Here is a 26,122-nt window from a genome sequence, read left to right on the forward strand (position 1 = left end):
ATTTCCTTTTTTACCCTCTCGGAAAAACATCGTCCTGCAGCTCTTCGAATATCTCCAGCATCTCTCTCAGGGATACCGCAGTCATCGCCGCCCGCCTCTTTTCCTGCCGGCTTTTGCTCAGTTCCATACATTCCAGCGCTTCCTGCCGGAGCCTGGCAGGATTGCGCAATATCCGACCGAATCCCAGCCGCTGGAACCGTCTCGCATTCAGAAGCTGCTCTCCCTGCTGGGGACACAACAGGCAGGGCACCCCGAAATAAAGCGCCTCATGGATGCTGTTCATACCTCCTGCCGTGATAAAAAGGTCCGCATGACGCAAAATGGCATTCTGATCCACAAAAGGACGCACAATAAAATTCTCCGGGAAATGTCGGTTCCCTTCCCAGACCAGGATTACGCGGAACTGTTCTTTCCCGGCCTGGTCTTCGCTGAAATCCTTTTTCCCGACCGAATCCCTCCCAAACTGCCGGATCACTTCCTGCAGCAGAGTCTCATTTTCATTGAAAATCGTTCCCAGGGAAATGTAGACCAGCCTCTCCCCGGACGCAGATTCCGGGCAGGAAAAATCATTATGCTCCACCGTCCGCCTGTGGACGGACAGAGGCCCCAGGAATCTGTACTCCGCCCCGAACAGATTCCCTCCCGGCTGAAACAGTCTGGAATATCCGCAGAGATTATAGTCTCCCCGGTTCATCAGCACAGACAGCAGTCCCAGCTTCTTCAATCCATACTTTCCTCTCAGCCGCCGCGCACAGGACACCGCCCCGGGCAGCTCCCCCGCATAGCGCAAAAACCCGGCGGAGAAGCCCGGTGCATATGCACCCAGTCCTTTTCGCCAGGGGCTTACAGGTAAAATGCCGGGCAGCCCTTTTCCACCGGCCGGCCTCCATGTCCAGTCAATGGCGGCAATGCTGTAAAAAGCAAAGGAAGGCACAGAGAGCAGCTCCCCAACGGCCCTGCCCCACAGAGCCAGCGACTCAAACAATATGGCTTTGGGAGCCTCCCTCCTGGCCTGGCGCAGAAGCCCCGGCAGCATCTCCCAGGTATATTGCAGAATCAGCCGGTAAAGCTTCAGAATTCGCTCTCCGTCCCTTAAGTCCAGTTTATTCCAGTCTATGGGATACGGCCGGTACTCACACCCGTTTTCTTCAATCACCTTCCGGAAAGGATCCGCAGAGTAATAGACCACCCGAAATCCTGCCTTCGCCAGCCTGCCCGCCAGATACAGGTTGGAAAGCGTGTGGCCATAGGCCGGAATCCCATAGAAATACACAATGCTTTTTGCTTTCTGAGCCATTCCCTGTCTCTTCATCATTTTCCTGTTTTAATTCACCAGTATCCTGATTTTTCTATCTCCTGTTTTTTCTGCAAATCTTCCGCAGTCCACATACCACTGCATGGCATTGATCAGGAAATCCGCCCTGTCTCTTCTGTCCATTCCCTTTGCCCATATCAGAAGCGGCAGCTGGGGAAGGTATACTTCGTTCTGCGGATTCCTGTCACTTTCCGCCGCCCCGGTCATGTCTGACGTATCCCCGTCTGCCTCTTCCTCATCTGACGCATCCCCGTCTGCCTCTTCCTCCTCTGTTGTATCTTCGAAATCCAGGTCCGCTTTTTCCTGGAATTCCTGCAATTCGGCGTCCTCCTCGTTTTCATGGATGCCGGCAAATGTCAGCGCTCCGCCTCTTTCCCAGTCAAGGCCTGTCACAATGGCATTCACCCAGGGTGGCAGCTGGGGATTCAGCGCCTCATCCAGCCACCGGACGAATTCCAGCCACATCTGATATCCGCCGAACAGAGTGAATCTGTCCGCCACAGTATCCTCCGCAGTTTCCATGGACTGGCGCATATCTTCCTCTGTATAGCAGTATTCCAGCCTGTGGTCAAGTCTGGATACGGTCAGGCTCCCTTCATAGCCCTGCACTTCCGTCACACCCTCCCATTCCTTCTGGAAAAAATCTGCCAGCAGCTGATCCAGAGTGTCAGCCCGGTGCATCCGGATGGCCCCATAGGCATAGAATCTCCCGCTCTCACCCTGATATACGTACATGGGGCCATAGTCGGAACTGGGCGAGTATTTGAACCCCCATCCAAAACGGCCCACCAGGATTTTTGGTTCCTTAATCTTCGTATTGGAAGAGGCCATCAGAAAATCTCTGCTTCTCACATATACCGCAGAGTGAGCCATCAGCTCAAAGCCGAAAGGCGCGCGCGCACCGTAGAATACCCTGTCGTGCCGCTTTTCCTTTTTCGCTCCGTACCGAAGCACACAGTATCCTTCCATATTCTCAATACAGCCCATCACCTCCAGGATCTTCGCCGCCTTCTGTGCTGTATCCATGCCTTCCAGAGAATATGAGACACGTAACCGGGGCGCGGGCTGACGCAGCGTATCCAGCACATTCCGGGCGGCGGCTCTTCTGCTTTCAGGAGAAGCACTGTCTCCTGTAACCTTGCTTTTACAGGCATATTCCTCCCATTTCCGCCAGCCCAGCTCCGCACTGCGGAATATGATATCCTGCCAGCCATAATCCAGCTGCCGCCAGATGCTGACACCCTCTTCTGAAACCACCGCCCGGAAGCAGACCCTCTCCTGCTCGCTGTAAAGTACGGCTGTCCTTCCCCCCGGCTGCACTGCCGCCGGAATCCGGTCATTGTCAGCGGCCAGCAGCCTGGCCACCAGGGGAATGATAAAGGGATGCACGGGAATCTGTTTCAGCCAGGCTTCGATCAGGATTCTGGCGGCGCTTCTGTCGGCGTCCTCGATGGCGGTGACTGCCAGAAGGAAGAAGAATTCCTCCGGTTTCTCCAGCTTTCCCGCATATTCCCGGAGTTCTGAAAAGGCCAGAACAGGCTCCGCCACCTGCACTTCCTTCCCAATCTGATACGCAGACTCATTGCCGGTATCATTCGCTAAACCCTCTACAAAATACAGGCAATAGTGGTAATGGAATTCTACCCTGAGTCGCCTGGCCCCGGGCATGGAGCAGACAAGGCTCACAGGCTCCCCTATCTCCTCCCTCTCCTGATCAAAGCCCACAAACTGCCTCTGCCATGCCCGGGAGGGCGCGTAAATGTAATTGATATAGGCGGGCAGATAGCATTGACCATTCATGACATAGATGAAATCTTCCTCCCAGGTTCCTCTGACTTTTTCATGACGGAAGCCGAATCCCCGCATGAGAAAATACTGCCAGAAATCAGGATTGTCCCCTATATCCTCCGGATTCGTGGAACTCAAGGTTATTTCCCACCGATAATCCAGCTCCCGGCACATTTTCTCCGTGGCAAGGGAACGCAGCAGACTTTCCGTCAGCTCCGTCCTCGCAGGTTCCGGGAAGTCTTCCTGCGACAGATGCCCGACCAGTGTCTCTGCCACAGTCCTGGGCATCACAATCCTTTTGGAGGCGCTGTAAATCCGTTCAAAAAGCCCCTTTTCCATCTTTAGCATTTCCCATTCCGGCGAAGCAAAGAAAGCCTTCGCCCGGTCCCTGATTTCCGGCGTCTCTCCATAAATGAATTTATCGTAATTATTCTGGTTGTCATTGATGATGGCAGAATAGGTTCGGTAGAGCCTGGTGATAAGCTGCTCCTTTCCATCCTCTCCAAACAAAATCTCCTCTGCCCCTGGCAGCTGGCGCAGGACTTCCTCTTTCAAGGCGCTGTAAAGTCCTCTGGTACTGCTGCGCTCCAGCGTTTTGAAATCCAGCTTTTTATAGAAGAACAGCAGCACCGCTTCCGGCAGCTGCTCCTTCTTCAGCCATTGGACATAAAGCTTCACCACGCTTTCGCTGCGGGACTCATAATCTGCCCCTCCTGATTTTTTGCCGTTGCGTTCAAACAGATAGCAGGGCTGGCAGGCTCCCAGAATATGCTGCCAGACTTCCCTTTCTCCATCTGTCAGCCGTCCGTCCCTGCTCATTTCCTTCACGGCCAGGTAGTCGGAAAAGGCATTATGCCGCACCTTGTTGGCAGGCTGCCGCAGAATGTGATTGGTCATGGATTTCAGGTCGCATTCCCGTCCCTGCATATTGAAGATTTCAGCGGCATATCTTCTGCCGGGAAAGGTGTTCTCCACGGAGACCTTGTACCATTCCTTTGGATATTTCAGACCCTCAAAATATTCTTCCCCTGCAAAATGAGGAATGAAGGCATAAGCAATGGCAAGCTCCTGAAGCAGGCCCTTGGGAAGATTATCGGAGGGACAGAGCGTCTGTTCTGCCAAATAGGTGAGCAATCCCTTTCCGAATTCTTCCGTGAACTGTTCCCCCAGAAACCCTTCGGTGAGGAAAAAACGCTTCCAGGTGTCGGCCTGCTTTGCCTGTTTGGGGTTCTCAAACAAAACTATAAAATCATGAAGCGCTCCCGTCTCCATGCTTTTCTTTATAGCCTGCTGTGCCGCCTGATCCAGGCGTTTCAGCAGGGAGCTTTCCCCGCCGGTATCTTCCGATTTCTCCTGCACTGTTTCGCGAGGGACATTTTCCTTTTCAGGGCGCTCATTTTGGACGCTTTCTTCCCATGCTTTCTCCCCGTCTGCTCCAGAGTCCAGAGCCGCCTTATATGCCTGGTTCAGCGCTGCAAAATACTCCGGTTCCTCCTCCGGATGATGAAGTCTGGACTGCGCCGCAAAGGCTCTTCTAATAGCTTTTTTGTCATCCGTGGGCTCTATGCCCAGCATGCTCCATATATCGCTCATTTGTCCTGCTCCTTCCTTTTACGGCAGCGGATGTCCGGCGGCCAGGTACAGCCGGTACCACTCCTCCCGGGTCAGCCGAACCTCACAGGCCTGAATGATCTCCTTCAGACGGGACTCCCTGGCCGTGCCGGTAATCAATTGCATCTGCGCCGGATGGCGAAGAATCCATGCTGCCGCGATCGTCGTAGGGGTGGTGTGATACTGCTCCGCCAGGCTGTCCAGCTCCCGGTTCAGCTCTGGACAACGCTCATCTCCCAGGAAACATCCGCCCCAGTTGGGCATCTGGAATGGGGACCACGCCTGGATGGTCATACCGCGCAGCCTGGAATAGTCCAGTACGCTCCCATCCCGGTCGACGGCACCCGGCGTCTCCATGTTGACTTCCAGGCCGTTGGCCACCATATTGGAGGCGGGGAGGCTGAACTGCAGCTGGTTGATCAGCAGCGGCTGCTGAACGGTTTTTTTCAGCAGTTCGATCTGCATGGGCCTGTGGTTGGATACGCCGAAATGGCGCACCTTTCCCTTCCGCTCCAGCTCATCAAATGCAGCGGCTACCTCTTCCGGTTCCACCAGCGCATCGGGACGGTGGATCAGCAGTACGTCCAGATAATCGGTGCCCAGGCGGTTCAGAATCCCATCCGCTGCCTTCAGCAGGTGCTCCCTGGAAGAATCAAAGAATCCCTGCCGAATGCCGCATTTGGACTGCAGGATCAAGTCCTCCCGCCGGATCGAGGGATCATTTTGCAGCACCGCGCCAAAGTGCTCTTCGCAGCTGCCGCCGCCGTAGATGTCGGCATGGTCAAAATAGTTTGCGCCGCAGTCCAATGCCGTATGGATGAACCGCCCCAGCGCCGCTCTGTCCAGCTCTCCCAGCCGCATACAACCCACGACAACGGAGGGGACCATCCATCCGCTGCCGCCTAATGGAATTTGTTTCATTGCAGATATCTCCTTTCCATTTTTCCTAAATAATATACCATATCTCTACTCATGCCACAAGCCTATGAAAAACCTGCATTTTTTCGGTGCATCTTTTCCGTATTTTCAACTAACGGTTGAATTTCCAGCATGAACTAACCGACATGGTTATGGCTTTTTTCATTTTTTGTAGTAAAATGAAACCAGAAAAGGAAGGAGACATGAATATTGGTTAGAGCTATGTCCGAAAAATGCAACAAAGGCAGCTGCAATAATGCTGACGACATGGCAAAATGGCTGGAATCACACTCTATCGTTCCCCAATGACCCATTCCTCATTTGAATAGCGGAATCGTTTATGGTGAATTCGAAATCCCTGCTTCCTCATTTGTTTTATGAGTGTATGCATAAAAAAGCCATGGGTGACAATCATGCAGTCTTTATCCCTTTTGATTATCATTTCTACAAATTGCCCTGCGCGGTAAACAGTTTCCGTTCTGCCTTCTTTTTGCGAACGGCTGTTAAAAAGCCATTGCAGCCGCCCACAAACATTCCAAAACAGTAACGGCAGCCTTTTATGCGAGTTAATGCCTGCACTTAGCGGCACCTCGTCGAGCAGTTTTGTGGAAATGTACTCTTTTTCACCGGATAACTGATCAGCCGTTTCTCTGCTTCTTCGCAAACTGCTGATGAAAATATCCGGATAGTCCGTTGGTGTGCCATCAGATACCAGTGGAAAAATCGGTGCCTTATCATACAGCTTGCAATCCTCATTAAACTGTATTGAAGTACTCCAATTTCTCCATTGAAAATCCACTTTCCCATGTCTGATAATCATTGCCCGCATATTTTTGTCCTCTAACCTTATGGCTTATCTAATATCCTATTCCTCTTCCTGTTACTTGTCGTTGTTCCAATGCCAGTCCAATCAGCCGATCCGTCTGGTCAGTCATAAACAGCGGAATGTTCAGCACATCATCGTCCAACTTCAAATTGTCCAGTGAGAACCGCACACGGAGCCTGACTTGATTCGGGAAAAGCTCCTTGAATTTCTTTAAGCTCCTACTGGTGATGTTGGCCTCGGACTTGACCTCTATAGGGAAAATATCATTCTCCCGCTGAATAAGGAAATCTACCTCATAGGGCGGATTGTTCTGGCTCCAGTACCGGGGAACCACTTCAAACTGCGTGATTAAGGTCTGCAGCACAAAGTTCTCAGTCAGAGCGCCTTTGAACTCGGTGAACAAACGATTCCCTTCTCCGAAGGCCGTAGGAGCCAACTGAGCCAGGCGGCGAAGCAGCCCCACATCCACCAGATAGATTTTAAATGCAGACAGGTCATCATAGGCAGCTACCGGCAGACCGGGAGCGGTGCTGCGATAGATTTTATGCACCAGCCTGGCATCTACCAGCCACTGCAAAGCATCCTCATATTCCCGGGCTCGTGCCCCTTCTTTCACCACCTTGTAGATAAATTTCTTATTCTCCCTTGCCAGCTGGGACGGTATGGACTTCCATATCATAGAGATCTTCGGGAACTCGCTGATATTGGGGTGCTTGGCAAAATCTCGCTCATAAGCACCGATGATCCCGGACAAGGCTTCCTGCATAGCAGAAACGTCTCGTGCTTCTGTCCACATGAGCACTGGTTCCGGCATACCGCCTGTAACATAGTACATCTTCAATTTCTCATAGAGCGGATTGAAAAAAGCATCAGGAATCGGTTCAATGGTATCCACGCTCTCCAGATACCTGGCCAGATTTTTATCGCCATTGGCAAGCAGAAATTCCGTGAAGGTCATAGGATCAATCTGCATGAAGTTGACTTTGCCCACCGGAAAGGAGGATGGCTTCGCCAGGGCAATCCCCAGCAAAGAACCGGCACATGCAATGTGATACTGCGGAGCATTCTCACAGAAATACTTCATGGAATTGATAACCTTGGAGCAGTCCTGTACTTCGTCAAAGATAATGAGCGTCTTTTCCGGCACAATTTTCTGTCCACTGGCCAGCATCAGATTCTGCAGGATGCGATCTACATCTTTGGTGGTCTCAAAAAACTGCTTGTATTCCTCGTTTTCATCAAAGTTAAAATAGGCTGTATTTTCATAATAACGTCTGCCGAATTCTTTGAGAACCCAGGTCTTACCCACCTGGCGCACCCCCTTTAAGATTAACGGTTTGCGGTAAGGTGAATTCTTCCAATCCAGCAGCTTATTCAAAATCAATCGTTCCATAGATAGGCTCCTTCACATTTTTATTATAGTTCTTGTGTGGTGCGATCACATTTTTATTATATGTTAAGAGCATAAAAAAAACAACTCAAAGTTACAGATCTTCCTCCAGGTCCTCCCAACCCTCTTCGGACCCAAACTTCAATTCCCCGTCGAACAGAACCTCCTCCCGCATATCCGCCGCCTGCTGCAGTTGGGCCAGCCATGCTCTTCCCAGCTCCTGCGCATTTCTGACCTCTTTCTTCCTGCCGCTCTGCAGGCCCGCCATGATTCTGCCGGTCATGGCTGCAATCATCTCCCGTCTGTGCCCGGTGCTGTTCTCATAATATTCCAGAAAAGCAGCCAGCATTTTCTGATTTTCGGGCTGTTGAATGGGAGGCAGCATGAGTTTCTCCATCTCCCGGGTATACTGTTCCAGCTCCGCCTCGCTTAAGGTCTGGTTCGCCAGCAGAATCTGCCTGCGCTCTCCCATTTCGTTCTCCGCCATCACATGAAGAATTCCGTTGATATCATAGGTAAACTGCACGTCCACCCAGGCCTGCCCCGCCGGTTTCAGGGCCACTTCTATGGAAAGCTCACCCAGAAGTACATCATCATCCACATAATATTCTTCGCCCTGGTAAATCCGGATCCTAATCTCCTTCTGGTAATCCCCCACTGTCACAAACCTGTCCCTGTGGGAGGCGGGAAGCGTAGAATTGCGCTCAATCATGGGGCTCAGGATATTTTTGTCCCGGTTGGCCTTATTGTTGATGCCGATGCCCAGGGTGAAGGGGCACACGTCTGTCAGCAACATATCCCGGATTTCCTCTCTGCGTTGTCTGATGCCTGCGTAGACTCCGGCTCCGAAGGCAACCACCCGGTCCGTCTCTCCCAGGACAATGGGCTCCTTGCCCAGAAGCTCTCTGAGAAAGCGTTTTACGACCCCCAGCTTTGAAGAACCGCCCACCATAATCAGGTCATCTATTCCGGATATTCTGGAATCCGCATCCTCCAGAATATGCAGAAAAAGCTGCTTTATCTTTCCAAACAAAGGCATACAGATTTCAAAAAGCTGTTCCTCATTCAGTACAGCCCGGCAGATTTTTGCCCCTGCCTCAAGCTTCATTGTCACCTCTTCCCGCTCTGCCAAAGCGCATTTGGCCTCTTCCGAAAGCTTTCTTACTTTCGCCTGCTCCTCTCTGGTCAGTTCTTCCGGTGTAAGGCCATTTTCCCGGCAGAAATATTCCGAAATCGCCTGGTCGATATCGTCTCCTCCCAGATGATTGTCCCCCGCCACGGCGATAATCTCTATCACATTGTCAAAGCATTCCACATAGGATAAATCCAGCGTGCCGCCTCCAAAGTCGAAGACCAGGAGAGTTCTGTCCTCCTCCCCGTATTCCATCCGATAGGCCAGGGCCGCCGCAGAGGGCTCATTGATGAGACGCTCCACTTTCAGTCCTGCAATCTGCGCCGCCTTCTTGGTATCGCTGCGCTGTTTATCATTGAAATAAGCAGGGACGGTTATAATGGCCTCCTCAATCTCTTCCTTCAGGAAGAATTCCGCGTTCCTTTTGATCTGTTCCAGCACCATGGCTGAAAGCTCCATGGGCGCATAATCTCTTCCACCCAGAGTATACTCCTTTGCCGTACCCATGAAGCGCTTGAAAGAGGCCACGGTATCTTCCGCATGGGAAATCAGACGCTCCTTTGCCACCGCGCCTACAGCAAAGCCCTCTCCCTCCACATATCCCACCACACTGGGCAGCAGAAAGCGTTCTTCCTCCATGGGAATCAGCTGTACCTCCCCATCCTTCCAGTATGCCCCCAGACTGTTAGTGGTCCCCAGATCAATTCCTATGACTGCCATAGTTTCCCTCTCCTTTCTCCAGGATATCTTCAAAGCCTTTTCCGGCCGTCTCCCTGGTCAGCTTCTTCGCCCAATTCCCGAAATTGCACTTCAGAAATGCGGGCACACATTTGAAGATCTGGTCCAGATTCAGGCACCAGAGCACCACGACGGAAGAGGCATTCATCACAAAAGCCATCGTGTAGGAAAGGGGCAGTACAATACACCAGATACTGACAAAATCCAATATCATCACATATCGAGTATCTCCTCCGCCCCGGACAATTCCCAGATTCGTGGGCATCTGATAGGACATACCGATGATGATCACACACAGAATCAGCAGAAATGTGTCAGCCAGACGCATAGTCTCCGGTTCCAGCTGATACAGCGACAGAATGGGAATCCGCACCAGGAACAGAACAGCACTGGAAGCAGCTCCGATTGCCAGAAAAAGAACCTGCATGGTTCGGGCATATTGTCTGACTCTCCCGGAGTCCCCCTCTCCCACTGCCCTGCCGATGAAGACTGAGGCGGTGGAACTGGCTCCTACTGCCATGGATTTCACCAGCAGAAACATAGTGGATGCCACACTGTTGGCTGCAATGGCACTGGTGGACATGTGGCCCAGAATGGCATTCTGAACCGCGTTATTCATTCCCCACAGTATACTGCCTGTCAGCACAGGCAACAGCACCTTCCAATAATCCCTGCGCAGATTCCTGTCCGTGTGCAGATAGTCTGCCAGACTCAGCCTCAGATGGCCTTCCTTTTTTGCAATGTATAAGAGCAATATCAGAAGCTCCGACACTCTGGCTGCCAATGTCCCGATGGCGGCCCCCATAACGCCCAGCTGTGGTGCGCCGAAATGCCCATAAATCAACGTATAATTGATACAGCAGTTCACAGCCAGAGACCAGACGGAAAGGCCCAGAGCAATGCGCACTGTCCCAGTGCTGCGCAGGGTCGCCAGCAAAATCTGCGTCACCGCAAAAAACACATAAGTATACCGAATAATACCCAGATATGAGACGCCCTGTTCAATAATCTCCTGGTCCGGCGTAAAAGCCGCCACCAGCGCATCCGGCCACAAACACACAGCCAAAAAGAGTCCTGCCGCCACAATCAGTGCAAAATGCAGGGCTATGGAAGAAATCTTCTTCAGGGGATTCGTTTCTCCCTTCCCGAAATACTGGGCGCCCAGTATTACCACCGCCTCCCCGATTCCCAGCAGAATCTGCTGGTATACGAACTGAATCTGATTGACCGCCGCCACACCGGCCAGAGCCGCTTCACTGTATGCCCCCAGCATAATGTTGTCCGCAAGATTGACGCTCAGGGTAATTACATTCTGTAAGATTAATACCACTACCATGGCAAAAAAGGAATGGTAGAATTTCCGGTCTCTGATCATGTATCTCTGCCTTTCTGTCCCACTTGTCCTCTATCAGCAGGATTTTATCGCTTTTTCATTCCGCTTAATCTTCATATTCAGATGAATAGTTCCATCTCTGTCAGCACCATGCTATCAGTATAGCATCAGGCACCAAATCCATCAATTACATTTTCACAGAAAAAGCGAAGCAGATTCTATAGAAATTTGGGTATGTTTGTGGTAGAATAATAATGTTGCATAATACAGCAAATCCGGAGATTTACGAGGTGAAATATGGAACATATAGCTGAGCTGGACGGCGTCGTAACAGGGTTCAATATTACAGGGCATTGTATTGACTGTATGTGTGGGAAAAATTTATTTAAAATTGATAAATTTTCCCGAGATATTATCTGTCAAAAAGCCGTTTTTGAGAAAGAAGGATTATCAAGAAAACTGACCGCAGATGAAGAACAGATTTTCATTTATGATTTTTGTACCCTTTATGTATTAGACCGGAAAAATTATGCGCTTATCGGCAAATGGCAGTTGGGCAATGATCTGAGCTCTGATATATGCGGAATAACAGTTGATAATAATACTGTTTATTGCTCCATCCGTAACGGAAAGATTATCACCCTTGACAGACAATCGTATCTGATAAAGGAGTTTCTTATATCTGAAAGCAGTATGTGGAGCATCAAAACATATAATTCATACCTGGTTTGCGGGACGGTTGACGGGAAAGTGCTGCTATTGGATAAGGCTACTCTCTTCGTTGAAAAGGAACTTGTTTTAGGGAAGAAAAATATCGGCAGTCTGTATCTCGACGGGGAAGCCTTATATGCCGCAGGTCACGATGGAAAGCTTTTCAAGGTCAGTATGAGAAGCTTTGAAATCGAGTCTTCCGTGAAGAATGCTCACAAAAAAATGTTTGACTGCGCGGGAATATATGAGGATATGCTGGTAACCGTTTCTCATCCCTGCTCGGAAATCGCCCTTTGGAATAAAGATACATTGGAAAAGATAAATATAATTCATACCCCGCTAAAGCTGTCAGGGCGCACATATATTGAAAATAATTTTATGTATATCTCTTCCCGCAATATATCAGGGATTGACAGAATAAGCTTAAAGGAATTATATCAGAAACGATAAAGCCTCCATGGATGATCACAGCGAAGAGAAAAGCTAAAGGCACAAAATTATTTACACCCTTGTATCTGCAGGTAACCAGGAACATATAACCAACATTGTATGAATTTCATTTAACCTTATTACCTCTTCCAGTGTATAATTAATACCCGAAAACATTTCTTTAAATTCTTCTATTGTTCGCTGCTTACCACCCATACATTCAATAGATAACCTTAATCCATGCAATATTACCTCTTTCGGTTCATATTCATTTGTCAAAATATCTTCTATTATTACAAACTTTGTATGAGGGCTACAATATTTAAAACAATTCTTTAATATTTCACAACACCTTTCATCATCAAAATCATGCAGCAAATTCATCATTAGAATATAGTCATAATTTTGACTCGGTACCTCCATTTCAAATACATTTCCCTCTATAAAAGTCACCTCTGTACCGTATAACTCTTTAAACTCATTTCCTATTTCGCAAGGTATTCTGGTATCCAAAATAAAATACGAACAATCTTCATATCTTGATAAAAAGGCAGCTCCCAGCCCTCCACTATTTCCTCCCAATTCTAATATGGTTTTGTTTGTCAAATCTAAATAACCAGCTATCTCTTTTCCCCTTTCATAGGTTACTGAGAAATTACATCGCGAATAAATCTCATACTCTAAATCACTAATTCTGTCAAAGAAAAATCCTGACTCATCGACTGTTCTTGTATACAGCGCCTCATATTTCTTTATCTGATTTTTACTATCTAAATCCTCTAAAATACATTTATGATTTTTGCTGTGTTCACTAGTCATGACATAACACTTTCCATCAAAATCAATCATATTGTTAACAACCAATATTCTCATTGTTGCCTTATATATGCTTTCATTGATTTTCAATTCTCTAAACGCCTGTGTGCTTAACTTCAAGGGTCCGTCATTGTTAACACAACTAATAAATTTCTGAAAGAAATATACGGCTTCGGCTAAATAATTTATGGAATCCATTTATTTTTTACCTTTCTGTCTATTGAACTGCCGATACACAGCTGAACTCAAAATATGTACTTATAATTTTAAACGGAATTTCGAAACTTGTCCTTCTTCAATACGAGTTATCGCAAAGCGGTCTAATGTGCTGTCGCTGACAGTTTCATATCGTCAATATTACCCTGCAAGTTGGTAATATCACTTTCGACAGCCCATAAATAAACAAAATCGTCATTTCATTAAAACATATCAATTAAATCTATTGGTACCATTCTGCCTGCTCTCGGTACATTTCAGCATAATAGCCATTTCTTTCCATCAATTCCTGATGCGAACCATCTTAGATCATCCGACCATCCGCAAAGACAAGAATACCATAGGCTTTCTCCTCTATCTGCCTGAGCGCCGCTGTCACAGTATCCGCCAGTGTCTCCTCATCCTCCGAATCATGCACCTTGAATTCCAGCACAAAGGCCGGGGCACCATCCTTCAAGGGCTCCAGCATCACATCATATCGCCCAAAACCGCTTTCTCTGTTGGAGGTAATACGGTATCTGTCCGCTAAATCCACCATCAGCCCCAGCACGAAGCCGTGATAAAAGCGTTCAGGTTCCGCCGTTTCAGACGGCCTGTTGCCAGCATCAAAAGAGCTGAAGGTATCCAACGCAGTCCGATTCATATAGACATTCATGGCCTTTTTATCATCCAGCAGCAGCGCCTTGATAAATGCGTTATAGGCAGGTGTATACTCCGCAAGCCAGCCGTCTATCATATGCCGGAACATCAGTCGTACTTCCTTATTCGTCAGAGACAATGTATAATCACACTCTCCATAATTTCCGTCTATGGTATATGTCTCCACCTTCAGGTAACCGCAGGCAAGGAGCAGACTCCAGATGGCATGAAGGTTATGATTCAACTGGCTGAATATAATCTGTTCATCAATTGACGCATGGAAAGATTTTCCCTGCAACAAATCTTCCATGACAATTTTTATCTCCGGAGTCCCCTCCTGTATCAGCTTTCCCACGAGACTGTTTGAACTGGTATTTGCCCAGTAAGCGGCAAAACGCTGTTTGTCAAGATAGTTAATGATGGACCAGGGATTATAAATGTCATGTGTATTTCCAAAGGTAAAACCATCATACCAGGCACGGACTTCTGCCTTCTCTGTGAGCCCGAATTCGTCCATGGCGGCAAACACTTCCTTTTCCGTAAAACCGAAAGAAGCCTCATACTTGCATGAGGTAGAGGTGACTACCTCCAGATGGGGTATGAAAACTTGTATCATAGTAGATTTTTCTTTATTTATCAATATTTTAACGCTATACACACTTTCTTCTATTTTGTATGTAAAAACTCGATTCTTCTCCACGTCTTATTCTTCTCTTCCTACACAGTATCCCCTGATCATTTTGAAGATTCCTTTTGCAGCTTATTCAACGCTCGAAGCAACTTTTGGTTTTCTTTCTTCAGATTTTCATTTTCATCTAACAGCCTCTTTATTTCCCTTTGATATAACTCTACCTGTTTCTCCAGGCTTTTATCTCGCACCTCTCTCTTTATCCGAGCAAGTGTTCCCTGATCCTGTTTTTCTTTCTCTTCATTTAATATATTTCTCACTTGTTCATTCTTATAAAAGAATCCTTTCGACAACCCTGTATTTCTGGAAAGGTCAGATACTGATATCGTATTCCCCTCTGATGCGGTTCTGCGAATCTCAGCAATGGCAAGTTGCATCTTTTTCTCACTTTCCTGCCGGTTCGCTTCATTCATCTTATCGTACTTAGCCATCAATAACATCCCTCCCAAACTGTTTTCTTCCTGCTTGAAAAATTCGTCCGACTTCTCAGCCACTTTCTCATCAACCCATCCGATATAGTTCTTTACGGTTTCATCTGTAGAATGGCCCATGTACTCCCGGATTGCCTGGATTGAAGTACCGTTTCGGTAAAGAGCTTTGCATAATTCCCTTTGGTATCCGTTCCCTTTGAATACATATTCTCCATCCAATATGCCGGACTTCAGGCATTGTCTCGTGATTAACTCTTCAAAACTTCTTGCTGTATATTTTTTATCCCTATTCAAAAAAAGCAGCATCTCTATATCTATATGATTCTTTTCTGAATACTTCAATACAAGCAAGTGCAGGATATCCGGTATAGGAATACTCCTGTTCGTACCCGGAACCTTCATCCAACTATCCTCATTCTCATAATAAAAATCTACATTTCTTAGTAAAAATATCTTTCCTTTATTGATACCTGTATACAGTAGAATCAGACTCATAATACGCAGCTGTTCAGGAAACTCCGAAAGATGAAGCATAAACAAATCCAGCTTCTTATCCAAATCTCTGACCTCATGATTCTTCGGATAACTTTTCTTTTTATAAAAGAAAACAGGTATTGCGAAATGATTTACATAATCTTTCATCTGCAAATATTGAAGAAATATTGTAACTGCCTGAATTTTATTATTATAACTTTGGGGGCTGGTTCTCTGTATACTCAGTTTCTCAAAATATTCTTTTACTGAATTAGCATCTATCGTAGTTATTGTTTTTTCCTGCTTCTCTAAATATTTAAGAAATCCTTTTATATAGGTCTGTTTTATGCGTATCGTACCCAGATTCAGGTTCGTAACTACAAAAAGATATTTTAGATACTCCTGGAGCACCTTCCGATTATCTTCCTTTCGAATATCTAAAAATGAAAAACTGTCAATTGTGCTACTAAGGCTGTATCTTTCAGGAGAGATATTTAATTTCTCCACATACCAGACATTAGCTTCCCAGTTAATCTCTTTCGCTTCCAGAAATAATGTTTTTCTACAGAATGCAATAAATTTTGTGGTGTTTACATTAGATTCACCCATCTGCTTTCTTAACAGAAAGGCAAATTCTGCTTCTTGAGCTACATCCATTTTTAGAATATCCTGAAGTCCGGAATTCTCTACATAACAAAGCAGGTACTTTAACGCAAGCAAGTGCCTGTTTCGTCTTTCTTCTTTGTTTTTCACTGATTTTACAGTATAGTCCAAAAGCAAATCTATCTGTAATCTCACAGTTTGAGCTACATCTCTTCCCAGATCCCAATGCTGGATTTCTGACTCTACATCTTTAGCGTTCAACCCGTTTCCCCATTTTCAGTCCGTTAACGTACTCTATCATATCTTTACCAACAACTGCTCTCATAAGGCGCTTTATTGTTCTCTTTAAGTCTTTTGTCTTCTCTGCAATCTTCAGCTATGTTGTATAAATGCATTTACAGCCACGGACAATATTTATCTTTTAAAGTGCCATTTAAAGTTCCATCTGGCACTTTAAGCGGTACATTAAAGATCAGCTTCACACCACATTCCTAAATGCCAATACTTACTCATCCTCTTCTAATAAAGGCATATTGATTAATTCCTGCAATTTCTTTTGCAATATATTCTTATCCGGCAATTGGAGTTGATATTCTGCAACCATCATTGGAGACAATGTTCTGCTCATAGCATACTCAACCACTTCATCATCTTTAGATGCACATAATATCATTCCAACACTCGGATTCTCATTTTCCTTTTTCTTCTGTCGATCAAGCGCTTCCAGATAAAAATCCATTTTCGATATATATTCTGGCTTAAACTTCCCAATTTTCAATTCAAACGCCACAAGACACTGTAATCCCCGATGAAAGAACAGCAAATCGATTTTATAATCCTCACCGCCAACCTGGACTCTGAATTCTTCATCAATAAACGTAAAGTCCCTTCCAACCTCCAGAATAAAATCCTTCATATTTTTGATCAGGCCTTTTCTTAGATCAGGTTCCTTAAAGTTAGATGGCAAATCCAGAAATTCTATCACATAAGAATCCAAAAATGGATTTTCTTTCAATCCTTTTATCGGCTCAGGTAACAGTTTTTCTTTGGATAACATATATCGTTCATAATATCCACTGTCAATCTGGCGGGATAGTTCTCGTGCCGAATAATTTTCTTTTATACAAAGCGTTATATAAAAATGACGCTCTTCGGGTGTTTTCGCTTTTGAAATTATAGCCAGATGGTTTGACCAACTTATTTGTGACAACAGTGTTGTCACAAATTCATCATCTGCATAAGTTTCATAAAATTTTTTCATACGGTACAAACCACGCCTGTTAAATCCTTTAATTCCAGGAAAAGCACTTTGAACCTCTTCTGCGACTGTATCTATATAAGCATCCCCAAATGATACTTTCGTTGATTCTGTACTCAGGTATTCTCCCACTTTCCAATACATCTGAATCAACTCTTCATTAACTTTTTTCAGCGCATTCTGCCTTGATTGACTAATAATCTGAATGAGATTACCTGTTGCTGAGATTTCATTTTTCATCAGAATCTACCACCTTTCAAACTTGTGTCAACACTGTTGTCACAAATCAACGTATCCCATATCTATCTTATTACCCTGAACATTTACAAAACTACAATACAATTTTAACTCCTCATTATGCTAGGATTCTTTCTGTCCTGTTGCTGATTCTCTGCCATGCATTTTTCCCACTTCAATTTGTAAATCATAATTATTTGATTCTTTACACTTGTTTCTTCATTTCTTTTAGCTTTCTTTGCCTTGAAGTCTATGGATTTCACCTGCTATGCTATCTCCTTCATAGATCAATACAGCCTCCCAATCACTCCACTTTATAATAGAATAATCCCCAGCATGAATTTCTTTTTCGGCATCTACCAGCCAAACAAGCTTCATCCCGGTCTTGCTAAGAAAAGTATCCAAGATATCCTTCCGAACAATAACACTGTTAACTTTTTGAGTTAAATCTGTATCAAAAGCAGCCAGCATTCCATTAGCGTCATAATAAAACCCATCTTCCTGTTGTTGTCTCAAACTCATTGTTTCGATGAGTTTGGAACACGGCAGACTTTGAGAAATTGCATTCTCTTTTGTTGCATCGTATTCTGCTTCCCACAACAAATCTGTTGTTGCATGAAGTATTTTACCAATTTCTTTCTCAATTTCTCGTTTTCTGATTTTCTCTTCGAACTGAATCGCTGGAATTTCAAAGTCCTCTTCCCCGTCCTCCACAAACTCTTCCTCTTTCTGCTCTTTGTCTTCAATCAAACCACCATATTTACAAAATAAGGCCTCTATCAGAGAAATATCCGGAACTTCTATTATCTCTTTAACTGTTTCATACTCGCCGGTTTTAATTTGCGCATCCACCCAAGCGTATGCATTTAATTCCTTGCAACTCGGTGACCAGGGATATTCTCTGTTAAAGACAGAAGATGTTTCATGGTGAGATGCTGTATCATGCGTAATAACAGATTGCCCGTTTCCAGCACATTGGAAGAGCTCATCTGCCTGCTCCGGACTGACGAAATAAGCATATAACCAGCTCCATACCAGTAGTTTTTCTGTATTCAGATCTTTACGCCCTGTGTCACAGTACTTCGTCAAGCATATCCACTTTATCCCATGATGATCGGTCAAAATCAATGTATCCTTCAACTCATCGAAAAAGATTCCCTTTGTCTCAAGCCAGACCTCCTGTGCATCCGCCGTAGAAATATCAGCAGTTTTATTTTCTTCTTTTCCCTTAGATAGAAGCTCTTCCAATACATCGAATTTCGGTGCCGCATCACAAGTCATAAAGTTTTGATTCAAAGTTGGATCAAAATCTCTGACATAAAGCTCCCATGCCCCTTCAAATTGGACATCTTCTTTCTCTGAATAATTCCAAGAGTCAATCTTCTTGCAATGATCAGAAATACGAGCCAGCATATTATACATTGTAATCCATTGATACTTTTTCCCAATTCTTTCAATCTTAATGGTCTGATTTCTACCATAGCCGCCACAATGCCGATCATGTTCTTCAAAATATTCTTCGGAAAAACCAAGTTCCGTCTGAATGTAATAGACAGCGTAATTAAATATCTTCTTGTCATCCACATCAAAGTTATGAAGAGCACTCTGGAAAACATAACGGCCAAAATCTCCATACATCCCCATGCCTTCAAAACGCATCGAATGCATCAGCCAATACATTGCTCCATTATATTCTTTCTCCAGATAGTGTTGATCCTCTATTTCCGGAATAGGGTCAGAATTATATGGAGGTATAATTATCTCTCTATCTATCATACCAGTATATTCTGGAGCCTCATACAGAAATCGCTCAATAATCAGCCTGGCATAATCTCTTAGCAGAATATCAGGATATACTTTTTCCTGATCAAATACTGTATGATAAACATACTCTGCTAATGTCTGAAAGTCCTTTCTATCTATCCTCTTACAGCAGGCGCCAAACACAATTCCATATAGACGCTGAATTATATAAGGGTCATTTACATTCTTAAACTTCTCAAGAATAATCTGACATAGATGAAAATGTTCCTTCAAAATTTCTATCATTGCTTTTGATGTATAATCCCTCAGCCATCGATTGGATGAAGTCAAAATCCATCCAAACAAGGTCAAAAGCAGCTCTATCTGCTTTTCATTTGATATTTCGAGTTTTTCTCCTTTGTCATACATCTGAATAAGTTGTACTATTCTGTTATTATCATCCTCTGTTAGTTCATTTATATAAATTGTCCAGAGGTAATCTCTCTTATTTAGCTTATAACTTAAGAGAAAGTGATGCAGAAAATCCGCATTAAATGGATGTGAAACTTTCACGCTATTTCCAATCAGCATCGGCCACAAGTCTTCCGGACTGCAGGGATGTTTTTTCAATAAATCTCTAAAATGGCTTGTTGGAATATACCGAGTATCCCGCCATTGAAAAGAATCAATATACCTTGAGAAAACCTGCCATTTATCATCGGAGTTTTCCAGGTCATCAATTATGTCTATACACTCTTCACCATACTTTGCTGCATATAATGCACAGGCATTTACAAACAAATCAATATTCCAGGAATTACCCATTTCCCCATTCTTTATTCCCAGAATTTTCTCGAATAAATATCTACGAACTTCATCTTTCGATTGGCGTCTTTTCATAATTGCTTTTGCGCAGTAATAGTCATTCATCTGATCAAAAGCAAAATATAGTGTTTCCTTTCCATCAAAAATGGAATCATGAAGAATATGTTCCTTTACAAGATGACGTACAAAAGGTACCGCATTCAGTCCATATTCAGTCCAAAAAACCAGCTGCGCCAAAGCCTTCTGAGAAATAGTTCTTTCATCATGTGATACTAACCATTCCGCAATTTCCATAATAAGCGGACTCAAAATATCATCATCCTCTGTATACCCTTTTTGCCTCAATTCCACTCTAAGAACCCTAGAAATATTGCTATTGGCATGTTCAATCACTCGATCGTACAATATAGGTAAACTAACCTCTTCACCATTGTATGTTTTGCAATACAGAGTAAGGAACAGCGGATTTGACATTTCATAGCCAAAATATTCCAGTGGTGTAAATGGGATATTATAGTGATTCAGGAACTCTCTTGCCGCTGAGAGGCTGTTATCCTCAAAACCTCTATGCAGCATGGTTACAATATCTCCCCGACCTTCCAGAAAGGAATCCGGCAAAATCAGCTTTTCATATTCTGGTCGATAGGATAGAATCAATTTAACCATAGGGTTCTCTTTAATCTTATCTATAATAGCAGGCAAACCCGATTTCCACAGTTTTCTATTCCATGTCTCATTAAGAGCATCTATAAAAATTGGTACGATACAATTATCTCTTTCACCGATAGTTTCCAAAATATCAATTAGATCTTCAAAGCTGTAGTCAAGTCTTAAGTTTTTCATAATCTGCTCATGGACTGGATCATCGGTAAAATAGATGCCTGCTACTAATAACACCCCTATTCGCCCTTCATCTAAAAGACTCTGTGTCTTCGAGGCCAACAGCTGTGACTTGCCAATTCCGGCTTTGCCGTAGATAGTTAATATATCCCCATAAAGCAACTGCTTTTCTCTTTCGGAGATTTCTATCCTGTTCGGAAGATTTATCAATATATCTATGTCACGAATCTTACTCCCCAGTTTATGGTATTCTTTTAGGGCTTCCTCTCGCTCTTTTTCACTGTCACAGGAAAGTATATACTGTCTATCTCTCTCTGCCTCCAGCTTTTTGAGTTCTTCTCCAAAATTATCTAAAAAGGTTGCAACAGCCAATCGAACCGTACTATTCCACTCGATAGAATGATATAGCGTTTCAATATTCACATCTGGAAGGGCTGAGACCACTTCTTCCAGTTTCCTTAAATAATCTCTTTTACTGCTTCGATATAACAGTTCGCTTATCTCATCAAGGAGAACCGTCTTCTTCGCATTAAGATATTCTGCTGCTCTTCGATCATGAATGAATAAGGAAAGTTCATCCGAAAATACAGTTCCAACATTGAAGTCACGGTTATAGCGTTCTCCAAGTTCATCTAACATATAACTTGTGTGAGTTGCAAACCATTCCTGCTGAATCGTATGATTTCCAAAATAGTATAAACCAAGGTAAGGATATTTGTTCCTTATGAGATCGAGAACTGCTGTATCCGTAACGAGTTGCACATCTATATTCGCTTTTATTAAACATTCTACTGCATTTACATATTGTTTCGCCGTGGATGTAATTGCTTTATTGCAAAAAAGATATACAAGATCAACAACTCCATCTTTACCTGTATAGTATTCCACTATCTTTTCTGCAGAATGTTTTATCTGTTCATAATGCACATCCTGGTCAAAAAATTTTGCCTGAAAACCAATCCATCGCTTGTTCGTTTCATCATAAATAGGTTCTGTTTCTAATCCATGATTATTCGGATTAGCATGGAGATACCTGAACTGTTTATTTCCAGAAAGATTCTCATTGGCAAATAACTGACGACACAAGTCTTCGAACTTAAACCAAATCCCACGTATATCATGATTATGTGTAGCAAAGCTTTCCCAGTTTATTTGCATTTCAATTCCCTCATCCTTCATATAGTAAACCAATATCACTGTATCCCAAATTTGAGCCTATTCTGTTTACTGATATTGGCGTATATTGTCCAATCTGCAATTATTATACCACAGCACCTCTGAGTTTTGAAGTTCTGCTGCCTAATGCCGGAAATAAAAATTGGCTTCTAGAATCTTACTTCTACAAGCCAGTTACTACAACACCATATACAATTATCACCATTTTGTGCATACTGTTCCCATCTCCCCCCATTTTACAAACGCTATGCACACAATACACTCTCAAAACCTTGCTCCATATTAGTTTAAGTCAGAGAAAATTGACTCTTTACCTATCCTTGTAATACCTGTCATGAGCGCCCTTTCCATATACGGATTCGTCTTGAAGGCAGAGTTAAACAGGTTTCGGACAAATGCCGCCATTTTATCCCAATATCCGTACACATAAGCTTCCTGCATTGGAGTATCATATTCATCCAATAAAATGATGACTTTCTTCCCATAATAATCCGAAAGGAATTCCGACAAGGCTTTCAGGGAATAAGAAGCTACAGAATCACTCATTGTTGGGGATATTTCATAGAAAATATCCGGAAATTTTTTCTGTTTCGGCCTCTTATCCTGCAAAGCTGAATATCTATCATACAGACTTTTGATGATGCGGCAGATCTTATCCCTTGCATTTTCAAAGGATGTTTCCTTCACATCTGCAAAGCTTAAGAAGATTACCGGGTATCTGCCCTGGAGGCTACGATACTTCTCTTCTTTCCATATGTCGAGCCCTTCAAATAGGGCACCTTTATCTGCATATTCTGCGGAAAAGAAATGCTCCAGCATGCTCATGGCCAGTGTCTTGCCAAATCGTCTGGGGCGGGTAATCAAGGTTACGTCGTCCTGTTTTTCCCACCATTCCCTGATGAACGCAGTCTTATCCACGTAAAAACAATTGTTTCGGACAATCTTCCCAAAATCCTGTATTCCTATGCCTACTGTCCTTACCATTAGACACCTCCCTGCTTTTGACCTGAACATATCAATCTGCTCATCTGCAGATTCTATCTTCTGAGTTTCAAAGCCTATTGAGCCAACATTCTGTTAAGTATACCACAATGCACATAGCCTAATCCCTGCAGACAGATTCAATTCTATGTGCAAAATGATAAACTAATACGGCGATAAAATCAAGGGGTCTTCCAATCAGACTGACTACTAATTTCAGATATGGATTTTCAACACTTTATTCATTCATGTATTGCGACAATTTCATTGAGAGATTTCTCTTCTATCTCTGTCCTGAATATCTCATAGAATGCATTATCCAGACACTTAGATATCCAAGAAGACTCACATATAGTGAAATAGTCGTTTGTAAAATCCACCTCTCCAGGATCAAATCTTTCTTTGAGCCAAAGAAGCCCATTCGGAGCCTGTTCCGCATATGCCGCTCTTATCCGCTGTCTGTTTTCTTTTACAAATTGCCAGATACTTGTACTTGAATCACTTTCCTGCTTCTCCTGAAATCCCAGACGATGTAAAATTTTTAACAGGGCTTCTTTTCTAAGACCATTCTGGGGACTTGTGGCCTCGCATATATACCTCTCCAGATATCTAACTGAAATGCATATAAGATAATTCTTCTCTATACATTCCGACACCGATGATTTTACCATAAATAATTCATACCATAATACCGGCTTATTAAATTTATCCGCTATTTTCCTGGTAGCGCTTTCACTTCCCCAGACATTAATATGTTCCCAATTTGCCTTACAAAAAACAAGTTTGTTCCCAGACAGCAAAATGTCAATATTATTCCTTACAATTTCGCTGCTCTCTCTTACTTTTTTCAGTAGTTCATAGGAATCCGCTTTATTTGTCTCTGCTTTGTCCTTATATTCTCTGAGAACTCCTACTATTTTTTCAATCTCAAGCGTATATATTCCCTTTGCGATATTATCCATAAAAATGCCTGCTATCTGTACGCTGCTTCTTGACAAATCTGTGACTATTTCTTTGCTATCTGTCTCAGTTACATCCAGCATCACAAATGGAATCTTTATATTGTTAAGTTGCTTGTATTTTGGTAATTCATCTTTATATTTGGCGGGCGAAATCAAGTCATTATAAAGTACGAGTTCATTTCTGTCTAATATTTTTTTAAGGCATTTCTCATTCTCCATTAATTCAGACTCATCTTCCTTAATCCACTCTCCTTTATAAATCTTGATGTTAGGAGATATCTCTAAAAACCATTCTTCTTTATTTATTTTGGGTATTTCTTTCTTCTCATTATTATATTCCACGCTGATATTATATTCCTGTTTCGTAACATACATCTCTAATCCCAAAACCTTCAGAATATCTTTCAAATTCTCTTTTCTCAGCTTTTCATGCATTTCACCATTTAAGCGTATCTTTACAATAGTAAATGATTTTTTCCCTTTCCCAATATCGGGATTCCCATCCAGCCATTCAACTCTTTTTTCATTTCCTTCAATATAGATTTTTAAAGGAAGCAATACGTTATCGCTTTTTTTCGTATATACTTCTGCATAATCTCCAATTAGAAAAACAGATAATATTCCAATGCCATATTTACCTACCAATCCCTTATTACTGTTATTTTTATTGGATTTTCCAACGGTCAGGAAATTCTCTCTGAGCTCCTGTGGATTCATACCGATTCCATTGTCTTCTATCTCCAAAAACATTTTCCCGCTGTCTTTATCATCACCTTCTGATATTCTTATTTTAATATCTGCTGATACTCCTTTCATTTTGCAGGCATCCAAAGCATTTTGTAACAGTTCTCTGGTTACCACCTTTAACTTTTCCTGCTGTTGATATAACGGTTCAATCAATAATTCAATTACATTCTTTGAAGTAGTAAATTTCAGCTCCCCAAATTGCTGACTAAAGCCAATTTCATTGATAGCCTTATAAAATTTATCATAATATTTCAGGCAAAAACAACATACTTTGATTTTCTTCCCATTTAACAACTCAATTTCTTTCTCTGTCACACCCTCGTCTTCTTCATGTTTTACAAAATCGACTATCCAAATACGTTCCAAAAATTTCTTTTTATCGTTAACCGTCATAATATCTATCATGGCAGTCAGAATATCCTTTATATTTCTGTCAGAAATACTATAACCTATGAAGACTACAGGGTACTCCCATAATAAAGTAAATATTTTAGAATATAAATACTTACTTTTCCGAAAAAAGTTATCATAATCTTCTTTTGTTATAATTATGGATTCCGGTTTCGTAACACATCCATGAATTTTATATAAATCAATCTTATGTTCATCAAGAATACTTGAAAACTCCTTCTGGCCAATCCGGACATTGCATCTTTGCTTAAAAATAATATTTTCCAACAAAGTATCATAATTTGTTGTAATAATTGCTTTCGGATTAATTTTCTGAAATTCCTTTATCTCAATAGCCTTTTTAATATTATAGGTATATTCCTTTATCTCATTTGTTATATCATCATATTCCCTTGCATATTGTATATCATTGTCTTCTGTTAATTTCTCGATTTTATGTAAGCGCTCTTCAATCTTTTTGTTGAACTCCTCATTCATTTGCCCGTTATTTTCTTTTATGTATTTTTCCACCTTCTCTTGTAAAATATCTGCAATCATTTTTCTTATAATCTGTCTATGTCCAATTTCTTCACATTCATTGGCGTTTTTGAAGCAAAAGTATTCTAACTCCTGTGCAATTTCCTCAAACTCATTATTACACAATCGTTCAACTTCTTTATAGTTGCATTTTGCTTTTACAGCAATGCACTTCAACAATTCCTCCCAATTGGGCGCATTCAGATATCTTCTGGAAAGGCCGGAACCAATAAAAAATATCGGAGGTTTATTTCCGTTACGCAAAACTTCCTGCATTTCTGCCAGCTTATCTTTCAAGGCCTTTTCTCCTGATGTCTCTTCTAATTTGTCCTCTACTGCACACATAATATTTCCTCCTGTAAGATGGC

General features: G+C 43.2%; 14 protein-coding genes and 1 pseudogene. 1 reads left to right on the top strand and 14 read right to left on the bottom strand.

Annotation, left to right across the window (positions count from 1 at the left end; genetic code table 11):
• Window positions 1–10 precede the first annotated feature (10 nt).
• The 7 genes from NSB25_RS22460 to NSB25_RS22490 form a co-directional block, all read right to left on the bottom strand.
• Window positions 11–1,297: a glycosyltransferase gene (locus NSB25_RS22460; protein WP_242982574.1), complete on the bottom strand. Its 1,287-nt coding sequence runs from the start codon at window positions 1,295–1,297 to the stop codon at window positions 11–13.
• Window positions 1,298–1,324: 27 nt separating this feature from the next.
• On the bottom strand, window positions 1,325–4,696 hold the full coding sequence (locus NSB25_RS22465; RefSeq protein ID WP_103241720.1) for a J domain-containing protein: 3,372 nt from the start codon (window positions 4,694–4,696) through the stop codon (window positions 1,325–1,327).
• 18 nt (window positions 4,697–4,714) lie between these two features.
• Window positions 4,715–5,635: an aldo/keto reductase gene (locus NSB25_RS22470; RefSeq protein WP_103241719.1), complete on the bottom strand. Its 921-nt coding sequence runs from the start codon at window positions 5,633–5,635 to the stop codon at window positions 4,715–4,717.
• A 289-nt stretch (window positions 5,636–5,924) separates the two neighbouring features.
• Window positions 5,925–6,461: a histidine phosphatase family protein gene (locus tag NSB25_RS22475; protein ID WP_103241718.1), complete on the bottom strand. Its 537-nt coding sequence runs from the start codon at window positions 6,459–6,461 to the stop codon at window positions 5,925–5,927.
• 28 nt (window positions 6,462–6,489) lie between these two features.
• On the bottom strand, window positions 6,490–7,851 hold the full coding sequence (locus NSB25_RS22480) for an ATP-binding protein (RefSeq protein WP_103241717.1): 1,362 nt from the start codon (window positions 7,849–7,851) through the stop codon (window positions 6,490–6,492).
• A 91-nt stretch (window positions 7,852–7,942) separates the two neighbouring features.
• Window positions 7,943–9,700: an Hsp70 family protein gene (locus tag NSB25_RS22485; protein ID WP_103241716.1), complete on the bottom strand. Its 1,758-nt coding sequence runs from the start codon at window positions 9,698–9,700 to the stop codon at window positions 7,943–7,945.
• Window positions 9,681–11,093: an MATE family efflux transporter gene (locus NSB25_RS22490; RefSeq protein WP_103241715.1), complete on the bottom strand. Its 1,413-nt coding sequence runs from the start codon at window positions 11,091–11,093 to the stop codon at window positions 9,681–9,683. The genes NSB25_RS22485 and NSB25_RS22490 overlap by 20 nt, the downstream gene beginning before the upstream one ends.
• Window positions 11,094–11,348: 255 nt before the next feature.
• Here NSB25_RS22490 and NSB25_RS22495 point away from each other — a divergent pair, with 255 nt between their 5' ends.
• Window positions 11,349–12,212, top strand: a complete 864-nt coding sequence (locus NSB25_RS22495) for a PQQ-binding-like beta-propeller repeat protein (RefSeq protein WP_103241714.1) — start codon at window positions 11,349–11,351, stop codon at window positions 12,210–12,212.
• 51 nt (window positions 12,213–12,263) lie between these two features.
• Here NSB25_RS22495 and NSB25_RS22500 read toward each other — a convergent pair whose 3' ends face one another.
• From NSB25_RS22500 to NSB25_RS22530, 7 genes and pseudogenes are all read right to left on the bottom strand, one after another.
• Entirely contained in the window at window positions 12,264–13,205 is a 942-nt protein-coding gene (locus NSB25_RS22500; RefSeq protein ID WP_103241713.1) for a methyltransferase, read from the bottom strand.
• Between the two features lie 322 nt (window positions 13,206–13,527).
• Complete coding sequence (locus NSB25_RS22505; RefSeq protein ID WP_103241712.1) at window positions 13,528–14,478, bottom strand: PD-(D/E)XK nuclease domain-containing protein; 951 nt, start codon at window positions 14,476–14,478, stop codon at window positions 13,528–13,530.
• Between the two features lie 119 nt (window positions 14,479–14,597).
• Window positions 14,598–16,319: a DUF6262 family protein gene (locus NSB25_RS22510; protein ID WP_242982573.1), complete on the bottom strand. Its 1,722-nt coding sequence runs from the start codon at window positions 16,317–16,319 to the stop codon at window positions 14,598–14,600.
• 244 nt (window positions 16,320–16,563) lie between these two features.
• On the bottom strand, window positions 16,564–17,556 hold the full coding sequence (locus tag NSB25_RS22515) for a PDDEXK nuclease domain-containing protein (protein ID WP_103241711.1): 993 nt from the start codon (window positions 17,554–17,556) through the stop codon (window positions 16,564–16,566).
• Window positions 17,557–17,781: 225 nt separating this feature from the next.
• A complete protein-coding gene (locus tag NSB25_RS22520; protein WP_172455242.1) occupies window positions 17,782–22,152 on the bottom strand; it encodes an NACHT domain-containing protein in 4,371 nt (1,456 codons plus the stop codon).
• A gap of 270 nt (window positions 22,153–22,422) precedes the next feature.
• Window positions 22,423–23,121, bottom strand: a pseudogene (locus tag NSB25_RS22525) (AAA family ATPase); the annotation flags it as partial.
• 239 nt (window positions 23,122–23,360) lie between these two features.
• Window positions 23,361–26,099 (bottom strand): SIR2 family protein, encoded by a 2,739-nt coding sequence (locus tag NSB25_RS22530; protein WP_146040162.1) that lies wholly within the window; start codon window positions 26,097–26,099, stop codon window positions 23,361–23,363.
• Window positions 26,100–26,122: the final 23 nt, after the last annotated feature.

This window comes from Acetatifactor muris, from assembly GCF_024623325.1.
Lineage (GTDB): Bacteria > Bacillota > Clostridia > Lachnospirales > Lachnospiraceae > Acetatifactor > Acetatifactor muris.

Bases quoted from the DNA above. Each gene is read 5' to 3' on its own strand.
- NSB25_RS22475 (WP_103241718.1), bottom strand. From the start codon at position 6,461: ATGCGGGCAATGATTATCAGACATGGGAAAGTGGATTTTCAATGGAGA.
- NSB25_RS22460 (WP_242982574.1), bottom strand. From the start codon at position 1,297: ATGGCTCAGAAAGCAAAAAGCATTGTGTATTTCTATGGGATTCCGGCC.
- NSB25_RS22515 (WP_103241711.1), bottom strand. From the start codon at position 17,556: ATGAAAAATGAAATCTCAGCAACAGGTAATCTCATTCAGATTATTAGT.
- NSB25_RS22500 (WP_103241713.1), bottom strand. From the start codon at position 13,205: ATGGATTCCATAAATTATTTAGCCGAAGCCGTATATTTCTTTCAGAAA.
- NSB25_RS22480 (WP_103241717.1), bottom strand. From the start codon at position 7,851: ATGGAACGATTGATTTTGAATAAGCTGCTGGATTGGAAGAATTCACCT.
- NSB25_RS22470 (WP_103241719.1), bottom strand. From the start codon at position 5,635: ATGAAACAAATTCCATTAGGCGGCAGCGGATGGATGGTCCCCTCCGTT.
- NSB25_RS22465 (WP_103241720.1), bottom strand. From the start codon at position 4,696: ATGAGCGATATATGGAGCATGCTGGGCATAGAGCCCACGGATGACAAA.
- NSB25_RS22495 (WP_103241714.1), top strand. From the start codon at position 11,349: ATGGAACATATAGCTGAGCTGGACGGCGTCGTAACAGGGTTCAATATT.
- NSB25_RS22505 (WP_103241712.1), bottom strand. From the start codon at position 14,478: ATGATACAAGTTTTCATACCCCATCTGGAGGTAGTCACCTCTACCTCA.
- NSB25_RS22490 (WP_103241715.1), bottom strand. From the start codon at position 11,093: ATGATCAGAGACCGGAAATTCTACCATTCCTTTTTTGCCATGGTAGTG.
- NSB25_RS22485 (WP_103241716.1), bottom strand. From the start codon at position 9,700: ATGGCAGTCATAGGAATTGATCTGGGGACCACTAACAGTCTGGGGGCA.
- NSB25_RS22530 (WP_146040162.1), bottom strand. From the start codon at position 26,099: ATGTGTGCAGTAGAGGACAAATTAGAAGAGACATCAGGAGAAAAGGCC.